Genomic DNA, 13,169 nt, shown 5'->3' with positions numbered 1-13,169 from the left:
TGCAGAAGATGATGTGATTATTGTTGTTCGGTTTGCTCCCTCTCCCTTTTAAAGGGAGAGGGAGCGTCCGTTATCCGTTGTAGCGTTCGCACCAGCTTAAAATCGCCTTCTCGAAGCAAGCGAACGGTGGATGAACAATCCCGGCACCAATCATGCCGATGCCCGCATCTTTATGCGCAATAGCGGTGTTGATCACCGGTAGAATGCCACTGCTGCCGACGCGGGTGATATCGATAGCCGTCGGCACGCCCATAAAACCGAGCAGCGGGATGGTGACGTTCGGGTTCTCGCCCAGCGTGATTTCGCGCATCTGGCGGGAGAAATCGATAGCCTCTTCCACCGTACCGCCCACCAGCGCCACAATTGCCGGGGCCGTCGCCATCGCAAAACCGCCGATGCCGTAGGTTTCGGTAATCGCGCTATCGCCAATATCCAGCCCCGAGTCTTCCGGCTTATATCCGGCAAACATTGGGCCAATCACCTGCTGCGCCGGACCGGTAAACCACTGTCCAGGCAGGCCGCTGACCCGCAGGCCGAACTCGACGCCGTTGCGCGCCATGGTGGTAACCACGGTGCTGTATTCGATGCCGTGCGCTGCGTCCATCGCCGCTTTACACATCGCCATCCACGTCGGGCCGGAGAAGTAGTCGCTGCTGGCGACGAATTCAAACGCTTCGCGCTGCTGCTCAACGGAGTAACCGGCCTGAATAATCCCTGGCGTCAGCGCCTGGATCAGCAGCGTGGTGCCCGCGTTGTTGCGGTTGTGACACTCGTCGCCCATATGCAGCGCCTGCGCCAGCATTAAGCGCAGGTCGATCTCGCCGATGATTTTCATCGCGTCGCGCAGCATCGGGCCCTGTACGTCACGCATCCAGTTCAGACGGTCGATCACACTCTGGTCGTTGGCCCCCATGCGCAGGATCTTCGCCATCTGCTCGCTCATGTTGGTATAAGCGATGTTGCCGTAGGTTTTGTTCTCGACGATATGCATAAACATCGAAGCGGAGGTCACACCCGCCATCGACCCCACGCAGTCATGCTCGTGGCACGGCGAGAAGGTGATTTCGCCGGAAGCCGCCAGTACCGCCGCTTCATCGATATCCTTCGCCAGCCCTTCAAACACCAGCGCCCCGGTGACCGCACCTTTCATTGCGCCGCACATATTTTCCCACTTCACCGGCGGACCGGCGTGGAGAATCGTTTTCGGCGTCATGCCAGGAACGACGTTAATCGCCTGATCAAAGCCAATCAGCACCGGGTGGGACTGAATAATACGTTCCAGCGCCTGCTGGTTGGCTGCGGCGATTTTCTCCGCCAGCGGCGAGTCGGCGATGCTATCCAGTGCGTTAACAATCCGCATATTGCCCTGACCCGGCGGCGTCCAGTCGAGCTGGGTGGCATTAACATGCTGCCTTTTCAGATCGTCGCTAAACATGGCGATACCGACGTTAATCACGTTCAACGGTTGGTTAAATAACTGGCTCATCAGGCGTTCTCCCCTTTGCAGATAAATTCACGCGCCAGCAATCCGGTATTGGTGCTGCTGCTGGCCAGAATGACGCCCGCGTCGCTTAACATCTGGCGCTGTTTTTCCAGCGATGGCGTATCAAGATCGGTCCCCAGCACGTAGCCGAGGATCGCAAGCTCTCGCCCTTCGGCGGCGGCGATCGCTTTTGTTTCTCGGATTGCCTCGATCGTTGAACCGACTGGATCCTCGTGCGAGCCAAAACCGAGCACGAAGTCCATCACGATGACGCCGACTTCAGGATCGCGCGCTTCCTGGAGCAGACGGCTGATGCGGTTAGTCGGGTCGATCATCGGATGCGGCTTGCCGTTGGTGAAGTCATCATCACCGAAATCGAGGAAGGTGTGTTTGACGCTGCGGTTAATGTCAGTCAGACGGAACGCTGGGTCGGGCTGAATGTTGCTGTAGACGTCACCGTGTTTTTCCATCACCGCAAACATCGTTTCATCGCACAGGGTGCCGCCGCAGAACAGGCCGCGAATATATTTTTGCTGTGGCGTGAGCTGCGCACGAACCTCGGCAATCAGCTTTTCGTTCAGCGGGTGCAGGTCTAAAGATTCTTTTTTCACGCCGCTCAGCAGAACCGCTTTCAGCGCCGCTTCTTTGGTCCCGCGCGCAAACTGTAGCCCTTGTTCATCCGCCGGAGGCTCAGCGCGACCGAGGAAGCAGGCGACCACCGGTTTACGGCAGCTTCGTGCGCGTTCCAGTACTTTACGTGCCACCGCAGGGGCGGGCGGTTTAGAGACCAGCGCGATGATTTCAGTTTGCGGATCGTTTTCCAGCATGGCGATGGCGTCGAGCATCATCAGCCCGCCAATTTTTTCACTCAGGTCGCGTCCGCCGGTGCCGATCAGCTGTGAGATGCCGCCGCCGAAGTCGTGAATGCGCACGCTCAGCTCCTGGCTGCCGGTGCCGGATGCGCCAATAATGCCGATATTGCCGCGCCGCACCGCGTTGCCAAAGCACAGCGCTGCACCGTTAATGATGGCGGTGCCGCAGTCCGGGCCCATCATTAGTAACCCTTTTTCATGCGCCAGCTGCTTAAGCGCCAGCTCATCTTCAATCGACACGTTGTCGGAGAACAGCATCACGTTGAGGTCATTTTGCAGCGCCTGACGCGCTTCGCGGGCGGCGAACAGCCCGTTGACCGAAATCACCGCCAGGTTGCTCTCGGGTATATGCTTTTTGGCGCTGGCAAGGGTGGCGTAGCGCGCTTCGTGCGAGCTGCTGTCGGCCTTTTTAGTGAATAATTCTTCAATAGCCGCCAGCGTCTGCTCGTTATCGGCACCATCTTTGCCGTTGATAACGATCATCAGGTCGCCGTTTTTCGCCTCATTAAGCTCTGTCGTCAGCAGCCCGAGATTCTTCAGCACGCCTTTGTTCATCTCGGTCGCCATCGCCACAAACGCCTGCTCGACGCCGTCGAGTTGGTTGGCGCGTGTCGATATCGACATCAGCGACACGGAATCAAAATACGTGTTCTTTTTAATAACTATTTTGACTGACATAATTCCCTCCGTAGGTTTGGCTCAGCGCGCAGGCGTCCGCTATGCCATACAGCATGTCGCAGCCGGAACTTGAGCCAATATTTTTAATCTCGGCAATGGTCTGAATAGAAAAATGGTCCACCTGATTAATTATCTGATTAATCAAGATGGCAATACTTTCACGGTAACGCTGCTGTAAAGCAGCTTCTAACGTTATTGCACTCAGCTGCGTGGTATTGTTTTTGGCACGTTGCAGCGCAGTTAAAAATGCTTTCCGGTATTTCTCTGCCGGGTGGCCGGTAATAAATAAAATAATACTTAGCCCTACCAGGTAATCATCCGCTGACGGCGTTAGGCCAATTCCCAACCCAATCATCTGGCTAACCGCCTGGGTGATGTTTTGTTTTTGCGTAATGGCGTTAAGTAATTTTTTTCGGCGCACTTGCAATTCCCAGGCGAGCTCCCGATAAAAAGGATTGTCGCCGCGATAGAGAAATAACGTTTCATCCTCATGAAGTTGCAGATGAATAAAGTTTTGCCAGCGTGACCAGGGAATAGCCCCAAATCGCACGGTATTCAGCGTTGTTTTCGGCGTCTGCCAGCGAAAGCAGGTACCGGTATTTATCCAGATATTCTTGCCAACGCCGATGCCTGAATCACCAAATTCGACCGTTTCACCTGGCCGGAACAGGGTGTTTAAGTGTGTGAGCGCTAACCGACAGCTGTTGGGGGCGTTATCGTAGCCTTCGCCAAGCAGCGTCAGTAGCTGCTGCTCTGTCGGGAGCCAGATATTGACCGCCCGGGAAAAGACCTGCTCAATCCGTCCACTACCGCGTGCACAGAGAAAACCCTCATCTGCAGTTAGCGCTTGCACACATCGTGGTGTGAAGGTGTCGATAGCGCTGCTCCTGTTTATGCTCCCGCAGAAATTAGCAACTGGGCAATCTCTTCAAACCCTTTCTCCCGTGCCAGCTCCAGCGGGGTTTTGCCATATTTATCGGTCATATGCGGGCTGGCGTCGTGCTCCAGCAGCAGCTTAACAATAGCCTGCTGCGTCGGGCCGCCGTCATTGAGAACGATCGCTTCCAGCAGCGGCGTCCAGCCAACAAAGTTGGTGTGGTTGACGTTAATATCGGTCTCGGCCAGCAGTATTTTAACGATCTCAATATGGCCTTTTTCGCAGGCAGGCGTCAGGCCCACGCCGCCAAACCGGGTTAAACAGTTCAGATCCGGCTTTGCGGGGAGTATTAATTGCAGCAATTTAATATCGTTATTCAGGCAGCTGAGTAAAAAGGGATTGAGGCAGGTTCTGTCCTGCTGATTAATATCGACTCCGGCGGAAATTAACACAGAGACGCAGTCATAATGGTGATTCAGACTTGCCAGCGTAATGGCCGTTTGTCCCTGGCGATTGCTGGCATTAATATCGAAACCTTGTGTTAGACAGGTTTTTAATTGATTTAAATTACCTAGTTCAGCAGCCAGTAAATATTCATTCAGCAGATTTGGTGTGGTCATTATCATTCCCCTGATTTTTGTGGCTGTTTATTGGTGGTCTGAGAATAGCAACGAAATTATGAGAAAAGAACCCGCTTAAATTTTATTCGCCATAATCAGGCTGATTGTTGAATATTATTTAATAATCGATGCAGACTGTGCGTTGGTGCAACGTTTGTTTCTTTCCCTCTTTGTCCCTTAACTCAATCGGGTTTTGTTTCGATATAGTTTCCTCGCTGAAATACTTCATCAGGCCATTTTATTAAGAGGAGAGAGATATGAACGGACTCACCGCTACGGGGATTACGGTTGGCATCTGCGCTGGCGTCTGGCAGCTGATTTCCTCGCACGTTGGGCTGCAACACGGTTGGGAATTACTCGGTACCATTGGCTTTGTCGCTTTTTGCAGTTTTTACGCGGCGGGTGGCGGTAAAGAAGGGTGGGTAAAAAGCCTCTTCGTTAACTATTCCGGGGCCATCTGGGCGTATCTCGCCGCGCTGGCCGCAGGGGTAATTGCTTCAGCCACGGGAATTTCGGGCTTCTGGGCCAGCGTAATAACCACGGTGCCGTTTTCGGCGGTTATCGTCTGGCAGGGACGGTTTGCGCTCACTTCTTTTATTCCTGGCGGCTTCCTGGGGATGACGCTGTTTTTCGCCACCGGACTGAACTGGACGGTGACATTGTTGGGGTTCCTGGCCGGTAACTGCGTGGGCTTTATTTCCGAGTATAGCGGGCGAAAACTCAGCGAGGCGACATCGAAGGAGAACGTGTAATAAGCCGCCAGTTTTTAAAAGATATTCAAAAATGGTTGCCCTGGCATCAGTACTGCCAATACATTTCCCAACTGTATGGGTAAATAAAAGCAGGAGCACCACATGAATTCCATTTTTACTGAAGAGAACCTGCTGGCGTTTACCACCGCGGCACGTTTCGGCAGCTTTAGTAAAGCCGCAGATGAGCTGGGGCTGACCACGTCAGCTATCAGCTATACCATCAAACGGATGGAGGCGGGGCTGGACGTGGTGCTTTTTACCCGCAATACCCGCAGCATTGAGTTGACCGAATCCGGTTTTTATCTTTTTCGCAAAGCCACTGACCTGTTGAATGATTTTCACGCTATCAAGCGCAGCATCGATACCATCTCTCAGGGAATTGAAGCGCGGGTGCGCATCTGTATTAATCAGTTGCTCTATACGCCGCGCCACACGGCACGGCTGCTACAGGTGTTAAAAAAACAGTTTCCTACTTGCCAGATAACTGTGACCACCGAGGTCTATAACGGTGTCTGGGACTCGATGATTAATAATCAGGCGAATATCGCTATCGGTGCGCCGGATACCCTGCTCGACGGCGGCGGTATTGATTACACCGAGATCGGCTCGATCCGCTGGGTATTTGCTATTGCCCCGGATCATCCGTTGGCGTTTATGCCGGAGCCGATTTCCGAAAGCCAGCTACGCCTGTACCCCAATATTATGGTTGAGGATACCGCCAGCACCATTAATAAAAAGGTGGGCTGGCTGCTGCACGGTCAGGAGGCGATCCTGGTGCCGGACTTTAATACCAAATGCCAGTGCCAGATCCTCGGTGAAGGGATCGGATTTCTGCCGGATTATATGGCGCATGAAGCGATGGAGAAGAAATTGCTGGTGACTCGTCAGATCCACAACCCGCGACAGGACTCGGGAATGCTGCTGGCGACCCAGCACGCCGCGACTGGCCAGGTGACGCAATGGATCAAAAAAGGGTTTCGTCCGGGAGGGATATTAACGACGATTTATCAGGATTTACTCCATCGTCAGGAGACGCGAGAATAGTGTTTCGTCGCCGATGATTTGAAGCGGCCTTTTTTGTGTAAGGATACATCATGAAAAAAGTAACATATCTACTCGCTCTGGTGGCTGGCGTATGGCTGCTTTCCGGCTGTCAGGGGACGCAGACAAAGACCCCCTCTCAAACGCAGCTTATTCAGGAGATGAATCAGCGCGCTGCGCAGTCGGATACCCTGACTCTTCCGCCTGATGATGCAAATAGCGAAAATCTAAGTGGTTATCTTTTTGCCTTGCAACAGGCTATTAGGGAGCACATCCCTGATTGGGAAAAATATCGCGGTGACGTCTGTACTTTGCGTATGTCTTTAAACCGTCAAGCAGAGCTGACAGGTTTGAAGGTAGAAGGCGAGCGTTCAGAGTTTTGTGCGGTGATGTACGATGCTGTTTTACGTACGAAGTTTCCACCATTTCCGAGTGAACGGGCATATCAAAATTTAAAAAATGCCGCTCTGGATTTTAAACCGTAAAAACGGTGGACAATATTTCGAAGCAGCTTACTCCTGACACCTTATGTGCTATAACAGCGCGCATAAAAAACATAAGGTGTTAATTAAATGAAAAATTTAAAGTTAATTGTTGGTGGCATGATCTGTGTTAGTTGTTTATTAACGTCAGTATCATTAATAGCGAGTGATAAAATAAACAGCAATGCCGTTCGTTTTGATAAAGGCAGCAACGGCACGATAATAAAAAGTACCGTGACCGGTGATGATAGTCATGATTTTACGCTGATGGCAAAATCGGGCCAGATGATGCATATCAGCATGAAGAGCCAGTGGCCGCATCCTTATTTTAACGTGATCACACCGGCTAACGAGGTGATTTATAACGGATCAATGAGCGGCGATGTTTTTGAGCAACGTCTTACTGCTGGTGGTAAATATACCGTGCGGGTTTATCAGATGGGGGGGGCGCGTGATGAAGGTAAAACCAGCACCTATGCGCTGACGTTTAAAATCACGGATTAATATTTCAACATGAGCGTTCGGCTTTCCCCGGATTGCGGCGTAAATGCCTTATACGGGCTACCGGATCGCAGATGGCGGTGAACCCGTAGCCCGGGCAAGGCGCGTTGAGCGCCGCCCCCGGGAGCAGAGCGCAGAGTGGCTGAATTTCCCGGAGGCGGCGCGTGACGCGCCTGTCCGGGCTACCGATCTGCCCACGGCAGTGAACCCCTGGCCCGGGAAGCCGTAGCGGACTGCCCTCCTGGATTGTGGTGTAAACCCCCGAACCGGGCTACAGCCCTTCGGTCACGATTTTTGCCGCTGCGGCTAATACCTCTTTGCGGCTTTTCGCATCCTGCTGTGGTTGGGTGAAATAAGTGACTAACACCAGCGGGGCATGATTTTCCGGCCAGATAACGGCGATATCATTGGTCGTGCCGTAATCACCGGCGCCGGTTTTATCTCCCACGACCCAGCCTGCAGGCAGGCCCGCACGAATACTCTGCCCGCCGGTGGTGTTGCCTTTCAACCATGTCACTAACTGGGCGCGCTGCTGTTCACCCAGAGCATTACCCAGCGTCAGCTTGTGCAGGATTTCGGCCATCGCCAGCGGCGTGGTGGTATCGCGTTCATCACCCGGGATCGCGGTGTTCAGCGCAGGCTCCGTACGATCAAGACGAAAAGTGACATCGCCAATGCTGCGGGCGAATGCGGTCACTTTGTCTGGTCCGCCAAGATAACCAATCATCTTATTCATCGCGGTGTTATCGCTATATTGCAGGGTTGCGGCGCTTAATTCCGCCAGCGTCATTCCGCTCTGCAGATGTTTTTCGGTCACCGGACTCCAGACCACCAAATCTGATTTCTTAATCTCCAGTCTTTTATTCAATACTTGATTATCGACTTCGCTTTGCTTTAACACCGCGGCAGCGGCCATCACTTTACCGGTGCTGCACATGGCAAAACGTTCATCTCCGCGATATAAAATTTGAGAATTATCTGTAGTGTTAATCAGCGCCACGCCCAACCTGCCGCCGGAGCTTTTTTCTAAATCAGTCAGCTTCCGCTGAATAGCATCGGCATTGGCCCATAATGAACTGCTACAGAGCAATAAAGGCAGGGTGGCGGCAATCAGGGCGATTTTACGCCACGAAGTTTTAATCATCTCAGGCTCCTTGATAGTGATTAGCAGCCCGGACTATCCGCGACATCTTGTATTTTGACAAGTGGTAATTCGATGATGGAATTCCATCATTAATTCGTTATTCCTCACCCTTAGCGCCTGCTTATAGTGTCCTTTGTGTATACCCCATAAAAACAAGGAGCCGCTATGTTCCCGTCTCAGTTACCGAAACCGTGCCATCACGCCGCGCAATCTGTCCCTGTTCTGCGCTGGGGAATTATTGGCCCCGGATGGATTGCCGAGCGTTTTGTAAAATCTTTAAAAGAGCACAGCCGTCAGCAGGTTGTCGCCGTGGCCTCGCGCACGCAACAAAAGGCCGACAGTTTTGCTGCACAGTGGGCGATCCCGCAGGCTTACGCTCAGGTGGATGAGATGCTGGCGCGTCCGGATATTGATGCAGTGTATATTGCCACGCCGCACAATCACCATTTCCCGGACGGGCTGCGGGTACTAAAAGCGGGTAAGCATGTGCTGATTGAAAAGCCTTTTGCGCTGAACCGGCGGGAAGGGGCCGCGCTACAAGCCGAAGCGGCAAAGCGGGGCAAGTTGGCGATGGAGGCGATGTGGTGCGACTACGCGCCGAAATATGACGTGATTCGCCAACTGCTGGATGACGGCGTACTGGGCGATCTGCATACGCTGCTCGCCGATCACGGGGAGTTCTTTACGCCGGATCATCGCATTTTTAATGCCGACCTCGCCGGTGGTCCGATGATGGATCTTGGCAGCTATCTGACCTCGTTTAGCGTCATGGTTGGCGGTGTGCCGCAGGATATTATCGCCCGCGGGCGTCCAGCCCAGAAAGGCGTCAACGGGCAAATTTCGATGCTTTTTAACTGGGAAGAGGGCTTGCAAGGGCTGCTGAACACCACGCTATTCAGCAATACGCCGGGCGGCGCGGTGGTGGCCGGGCGCGATGCGACTCTGACCCTTGATGGGCAGTTTTACGCGCCGGGGAATTTTACCCTCGCCGCCAGCCAGGGCGGCAATGTGTTGCGCTGGGAAGAGCCGCGTAATCGCTATGACCAGCTGTTTTATCAGGCCGAGCATTTTGCCTGGTGCGTCGGGCAGGGATTAACGAATTCGCCGATCCGCCCGTTGGCCAGGGTGCTGGAAAACCTGAGCGTAATGGATGAAGTGCGGCGGCAGATTGGCGTGGTATTTAACGAAGAGCGCTAGTGGCGCGGTGCTTGCCCCGTATACCGTCAGGTATACGGGGCTTTTTTACGACAGGTCGACGCTAATAAATTGCTCCTGTTGCAGCGAGAGCACGGCGGCCTCGGCGATAGCCTGCGCTTGCAGGCCGTCCAGCAGCCCCGGCAGGTCCGGTACGTTTTCCCCGCGCAGCGACCGGACAAAGGCATCCATGTGCTGATAATACGAACCCTGGACACGGTTGAACCAGTCCGGATACAGACCGGGTTGAATGCAGCGATCTCCTTGCCACAGCGTCACGCCGCGTGATGTCTGGCTGCCGGACTCTACCACGCCATCCGCTCCGAGCAGGCTAACGCGTTCATCGTAGCCGTGGCCGGTACGCCGGGTATTGTCCAGCTGAGCCAGCCCGCCGCCGCGCATTCTCAGCAGCAGAATGGAGGTGTCGACATCATCGAACCCGGCGATCTCCGGCTGCGCCAGCGCGCCTCCCATGGCGGCGACGGTCGTCACTTCATCGCCGGTAAGAAAACGCAGCAGGTCAAAAAAGTGAATCGCCTGGTCGCGCATCTGGCCGCCGGAGCTGCGCAGATACTCGAGCGGCGGCATAACCGATGCCCGGCACACCATCTGTACCAGCTCGATTTTGCCGATAACGCCAGCCTCAACCTGACGGCGCAACTGCTGATGGCTGGCGTCAAAGCGGCGGTTAAACCCCACGGTTACCGGCACTTTGAGCGGCAACACTTTCTCGACAACCTCACGTGCGCGAGCCAACGAAAGATCGATGGGTTTTTCGCAGTAGACGGCTTTCCCGGCGCGCGCGGCGGCCTCCAGCAGCTCCGCGTGCGATGGGGTTGAGCTGGCGATCAGCACCGCATCAATCGCATCGCTATTGATGGCCTCGGTGACGGTGACCGCCCGCGCGCCGTAACGGGAGGCCAGCGCTTTCGCCCGATTGGGGTCGGCATCAGCCACCATGGCCAGAACGGTATGTTCATGGCGAGCAAGGCTGGCGGCGTGAACCTGGCCGATAAAACCGCTGCCTAACAGTGCAAAACGAATGCAGGTCATTTTTCTTCTCCAGAAAAAGGGATTTACCGCTGCCAAAGTAATCCGTTTGCTACACTGACCGACACAGGCGTTTTGATGGATTTCCATCATGGTGAGGGGAGCGATGAAAAGTATTTCGCTGGAGGAACTGGCTAAGCAGATTGGCGTTGGCGTGGCGACTGTTGATCGGGTGCTTAACGAGCGCGGCGGCGTATCGCCGGAAACCACCCGCAGAGTGTTGCAGGCGGCCCGCGAAGCCGGGCTGAAGCGGATTTTGCCACAAGAGCGTCGCCTACCGTGGCAAATCGAAGTGCTCCTCAGCGCTAATGATTCGCTGTTTTTCTCCCGCCTGACGCAGGATTTCGCCGACGTGGCGGATAGTCTTGGCTATCGTCGTCTTACGCTGCACCGCACGCTGGTGGCGGAATCTGAGCCAGAAAAATTGGCGAAAAGCATTATCCGCAGCAGTAAAAAGCGCCATGCGATCATTGTCTTTGGCAACGAACATCCGCGGGTCTACGAGGCGTTGCGTCAATGCCGAGAGGCAAACGTGCCGGTGATTACGCTGGTCACCGACCTTCCGCAAGCGCAGAGGCTCTGTCATGTGGGGATTAATCAGCAGCAGGCTGGACGCACCGCAGGCATGATGATGGGACTGATGGCCCATCGTTCCGGCGAAGTGCTGATGATCAGCGGTCGCCAGGACTTCAGCGCCCATCGCTCGCGTATTCAGGGCTTTCGCGATGTGATTAGCCAACGTTTTCCTCATCTACAACTGGGTGAAGTACTGGCGGGGGAGGATAACCGACAGCAAATCGACCGCCTGCTGGAGAAAGCCCTGAACCGTAATCGCGATGTCGTCGGCATTTACAATACCGGCCTTGGCAATACGCAGGTGGCGCAGGCGCTGGCCCGCCATCGTCGCTACGGCGAATGCTGCTGGATTACCCATGAACGATACAGCACCACTCGTGAGCAGTTGGCGCAGGGGGGAATGGCATTGACGCTCGATCAAAACCCTCGCCAGCACGCCCAACTGGCGGTGGAACTGGCCCTGCGCCATCTTGAGACCGGCTATCAACCGGATGTTTTTAGCGATGGTAGGGTCGAATTTATCCTCTATAGCGCTGAAAACGTCGACTGAGCGCTCTTATTCTTCTTTTTGAACTCCCCGCAAGGCTGATCTCACAGCGCCCCAAATCGTCGCCTGTCTCTCATTTTTTGCGCATTTATGCGTCAATGTTAGATGTGTGTCAAAGTTCTGTTAACGTGCGGTTTTAAAATTTTCATTTCAGTTATTTACTTATAAAAGTTTCATATGTGTTGTTAATGAAATAAATGGTCTGGAATGTTTCTTTCGTAATAAATGGACTGATGTTTCAAAAACACATTCTAAAACAACTGAATTTTGTGATTCCGATCAACAGTGAAAAATGCGCCAGCACGCGGTCCGTTTTTTCGAAAAGCTGAAAAAGCAGGCGCTTAACGCACAATTAATGAAACTAATTTTTCATTTTATCTTACCTAACCGATGTACCTGTAAATAAAGGATCAACTATGAATATCAAGAAAACGGTTGTTGCCTCTTTGATAGCCTGCATGCTGCCAGCGGTCGTGATGGCGAAAGATATTTCGGTCGGTGTGTCTATGGCGCTATTTGATGACAACTTCCTGACGATTCTGCGCACCGCGATGCAAAAAGAGATGCAAAAAGATGGCGTTAAGTCGCAGGTCGAAGATGCCAAAGGCGACGTCTCGCAGCAGCTACAGCAGGTGCAAAATTTTATTGGCCAGGGCGTCGATGTGATTATCGTCAACCCGGTCGACACCAACGCGGTGAAGCCGATTATGGACCAGGCCACCAAAGCCGGTATTCCGCTGGTCTTTGTTAACCGCCGCCCACAGGCGCAGCTGACCGACAAAATGGCCTACGTCGGCTCTGACTCGGTGCTGGCGGGGCGCTTACAGATGGAAGCGTTAGCCAAGGCGATGAACGGTAAAGGCAACGTCGCCATTCTGCTCGGCGACCTGGCGAATGAATCGACCCGCGACCGCACCAAAGGCGTCGAAGAGGTGGTGGCAAAGTACCCGGATATCAAAATTGTGCAAAAACAGACCGCCAAATTTATGCGTAACGACGCCGTTGACGTGGTCAGCAACTGGATGACCAGCGGTGAAGACATTCAGGCTATCGCGTCCAACAACGATGAAATGGCCATCGGTGCGCTGCAGGCGCTGGGTAAAAACCCGAACCATATTCTGATTGCCGGAGTGGATGGCACGCCCGATGCGCTGCAAATGCTCAAAAACGGCAAGATGATCGCCACGATTTTCCAGGACGCGAAAGGGCAGGGCGAAGGCGCGGTTGATGCCGCCGTTAAGCTCGCTAACGGCGAGAAAGTGGAAAAGGTCATCGACGTTCCCTACCAGCTGATCACCAAAGACAACATGGCTGAGTTTGTGAACCGCAACCAGAAATAATTGCTCAGTGGT

Annotated in this window: 13 protein-coding genes; 7 read left to right on the top strand and 6 right to left on the bottom strand. The window is 53.8% G+C overall.

The genetic code is table 11. The annotated features are described in order from the left end of the window. Nucleotides 1-70: 70 nt before the first annotated feature. Genes DA718_RS21035 through DA718_RS21020 form a run of 4 tightly spaced genes read right to left on the bottom strand, consistent with a single transcriptional unit; the run spans nt 71 to nt 4,530 of the window. Nucleotides 71-1,486 carry a YlbE family protein gene (locus tag DA718_RS21035; protein ID WP_112215374.1) on the bottom strand — a complete coding sequence of 472 codons (1,416 nt, stop codon included), beginning with the start codon at nt 1,484-1,486 and terminating at the stop codon, nt 71-73. Then, a complete protein-coding gene (gene fdrA / locus DA718_RS21030) occupies nt 1,486-3,033 on the bottom strand; it encodes an acyl-CoA synthetase FdrA (RefSeq protein WP_112215373.1) in 1,548 nt (515 codons plus the stop codon). The genes DA718_RS21035 and fdrA overlap by 1 nt, the downstream gene beginning before the upstream one ends. Next, on the bottom strand, nt 3,011-3,886 hold the full coding sequence (locus DA718_RS21025) for an oxamate carbamoyltransferase subunit AllH family protein (RefSeq protein ID WP_112215372.1): 876 nt from the start codon (nt 3,884-3,886) through the stop codon (nt 3,011-3,013). The genes fdrA and DA718_RS21025 overlap by 23 nt, the downstream gene beginning before the upstream one ends. A gap of 38 nt (nt 3,887-3,924) precedes the next feature. Continuing rightward, nucleotides 3,925-4,530 carry an ankyrin repeat domain-containing protein gene (locus tag DA718_RS21020; protein WP_112215371.1) on the bottom strand — a complete coding sequence of 202 codons (606 nt, stop codon included), beginning with the start codon at nt 4,528-4,530 and terminating at the stop codon, nt 3,925-3,927. A 257-nt stretch (nt 4,531-4,787) separates the two neighbouring features. Between DA718_RS21020 and DA718_RS21015 the strand changes: the two genes are divergently transcribed. The 4 genes from DA718_RS21015 to DA718_RS21000 all read left to right on the top strand — a co-directional run bounded on the left by DA718_RS21015 (nt 4,788) and on the right by DA718_RS21000 (nt 7,309). Further along, nucleotides 4,788-5,282 carry a DUF1097 domain-containing protein gene (locus DA718_RS21015; RefSeq protein ID WP_112215370.1) on the top strand — a complete coding sequence of 165 codons (495 nt, stop codon included), beginning with the start codon at nt 4,788-4,790 and terminating at the stop codon, nt 5,280-5,282. Nucleotides 5,283-5,384: 102 nt separating this feature from the next. After that, nucleotides 5,385-6,326, top strand: coding sequence for a LysR substrate-binding domain-containing protein (locus DA718_RS21010; protein ID WP_112215369.1), 942 nt, complete (start codon nt 5,385-5,387; stop codon nt 6,324-6,326). A 50-nt stretch (nt 6,327-6,376) separates the two neighbouring features. Then, nucleotides 6,377-6,808, top strand: coding sequence for a cell envelope integrity TolA C-terminal domain-containing protein (locus DA718_RS21005; RefSeq protein ID WP_112215368.1), 432 nt, complete (start codon nt 6,377-6,379; stop codon nt 6,806-6,808). 87 nt (nt 6,809-6,895) lie between these two features. Continuing rightward, nucleotides 6,896-7,309: a DNA breaking-rejoining protein gene (locus DA718_RS21000; RefSeq protein ID WP_112215367.1), complete on the top strand. Its 414-nt coding sequence runs from the start codon at nt 6,896-6,898 to the stop codon at nt 7,307-7,309. A 268-nt stretch (nt 7,310-7,577) separates the two neighbouring features. Here the strand turns inward: DA718_RS21000 and DA718_RS20995 are convergent, their stop codons facing one another. Next, complete coding sequence (locus DA718_RS20995) at nt 7,578-8,450, bottom strand: extended-spectrum class A beta-lactamase OXY-8-1 (protein WP_112215366.1); 873 nt, start codon at nt 8,448-8,450, stop codon at nt 7,578-7,580. A gap of 165 nt (nt 8,451-8,615) precedes the next feature. Between DA718_RS20995 and DA718_RS20990 the strand changes: the two genes are divergently transcribed. Then, nucleotides 8,616-9,647, top strand: a complete 1,032-nt coding sequence (locus DA718_RS20990) for a Gfo/Idh/MocA family protein (RefSeq protein ID WP_112215365.1) — start codon at nt 8,616-8,618, stop codon at nt 9,645-9,647. 45 nt (nt 9,648-9,692) lie between these two features. Here the strand turns inward: DA718_RS20990 and DA718_RS20985 are convergent, their stop codons facing one another. Continuing rightward, nucleotides 9,693-10,697, bottom strand: coding sequence for a Gfo/Idh/MocA family oxidoreductase (locus DA718_RS20985; RefSeq protein ID WP_112215364.1), 1,005 nt, complete (start codon nt 10,695-10,697; stop codon nt 9,693-9,695). Between the two features lie 103 nt (nt 10,698-10,800). On the opposite strand from DA718_RS20985, the gene DA718_RS20980 reads away from it, so the two are divergent. Next, nucleotides 10,801-11,820 carry a LacI family DNA-binding transcriptional regulator gene (locus DA718_RS20980; protein WP_112215363.1) on the top strand — a complete coding sequence of 340 codons (1,020 nt, stop codon included), beginning with the start codon at nt 10,801-10,803 and terminating at the stop codon, nt 11,818-11,820. A 413-nt stretch (nt 11,821-12,233) separates the two neighbouring features. Then, nucleotides 12,234-13,157, top strand: coding sequence for a sugar ABC transporter substrate-binding protein (locus tag DA718_RS20975; protein ID WP_112215362.1), 924 nt, complete (start codon nt 12,234-12,236; stop codon nt 13,155-13,157). Nucleotides 13,158-13,169 lie beyond the last annotated feature (12 nt).

The organism is Klebsiella huaxiensis, from assembly GCF_003261575.2.
GTDB lineage: Bacteria > Pseudomonadota > Gammaproteobacteria > Enterobacterales > Enterobacteriaceae > Klebsiella > Klebsiella huaxiensis.
Note: the sequence above shows the minus strand (reverse complement) of the source record. Positions and strands in the feature narration are given on the sequence as shown.

Excerpts from the sequence above, each read along its gene's own strand:
- DA718_RS20990 (WP_112215365.1), top strand. The coding sequence starts at position 8,616 with ATGTTCCCGTCTCAGTTACCGAAACCGTGCCATCACGCCGCGCAATCT.
- DA718_RS20995 (WP_112215366.1), bottom strand. The coding sequence starts at position 8,450 with ATGATTAAAACTTCGTGGCGTAAAATCGCCCTGATTGCCGCCACCCTG.
- DA718_RS21000 (WP_112215367.1), top strand. The coding sequence starts at position 6,896 with ATGAAAAATTTAAAGTTAATTGTTGGTGGCATGATCTGTGTTAGTTGT.
- DA718_RS21035 (WP_112215374.1), bottom strand. The coding sequence starts at position 1,486 with ATGAGCCAGTTATTTAACCAACCGTTGAACGTGATTAACGTCGGTATC.
- DA718_RS21010 (WP_112215369.1), top strand. The coding sequence starts at position 5,385 with ATGAATTCCATTTTTACTGAAGAGAACCTGCTGGCGTTTACCACCGCG.
- fdrA (WP_112215373.1), bottom strand. The coding sequence starts at position 3,033 with ATGTCAGTCAAAATAGTTATTAAAAAGAACACGTATTTTGATTCCGTG.
- DA718_RS21015 (WP_112215370.1), top strand. The coding sequence starts at position 4,788 with ATGAACGGACTCACCGCTACGGGGATTACGGTTGGCATCTGCGCTGGC.
- DA718_RS20985 (WP_112215364.1), bottom strand. The coding sequence starts at position 10,697 with ATGACCTGCATTCGTTTTGCACTGTTAGGCAGCGGTTTTATCGGCCAG.
- DA718_RS21005 (WP_112215368.1), top strand. The coding sequence starts at position 6,377 with ATGAAAAAAGTAACATATCTACTCGCTCTGGTGGCTGGCGTATGGCTG.
- DA718_RS21020 (WP_112215371.1), bottom strand. The coding sequence starts at position 4,530 with ATGACCACACCAAATCTGCTGAATGAATATTTACTGGCTGCTGAACTA.
- DA718_RS20980 (WP_112215363.1), top strand. The coding sequence starts at position 10,801 with ATGAAAAGTATTTCGCTGGAGGAACTGGCTAAGCAGATTGGCGTTGGC.
- DA718_RS20975 (WP_112215362.1), top strand. The coding sequence starts at position 12,234 with ATGAATATCAAGAAAACGGTTGTTGCCTCTTTGATAGCCTGCATGCTG.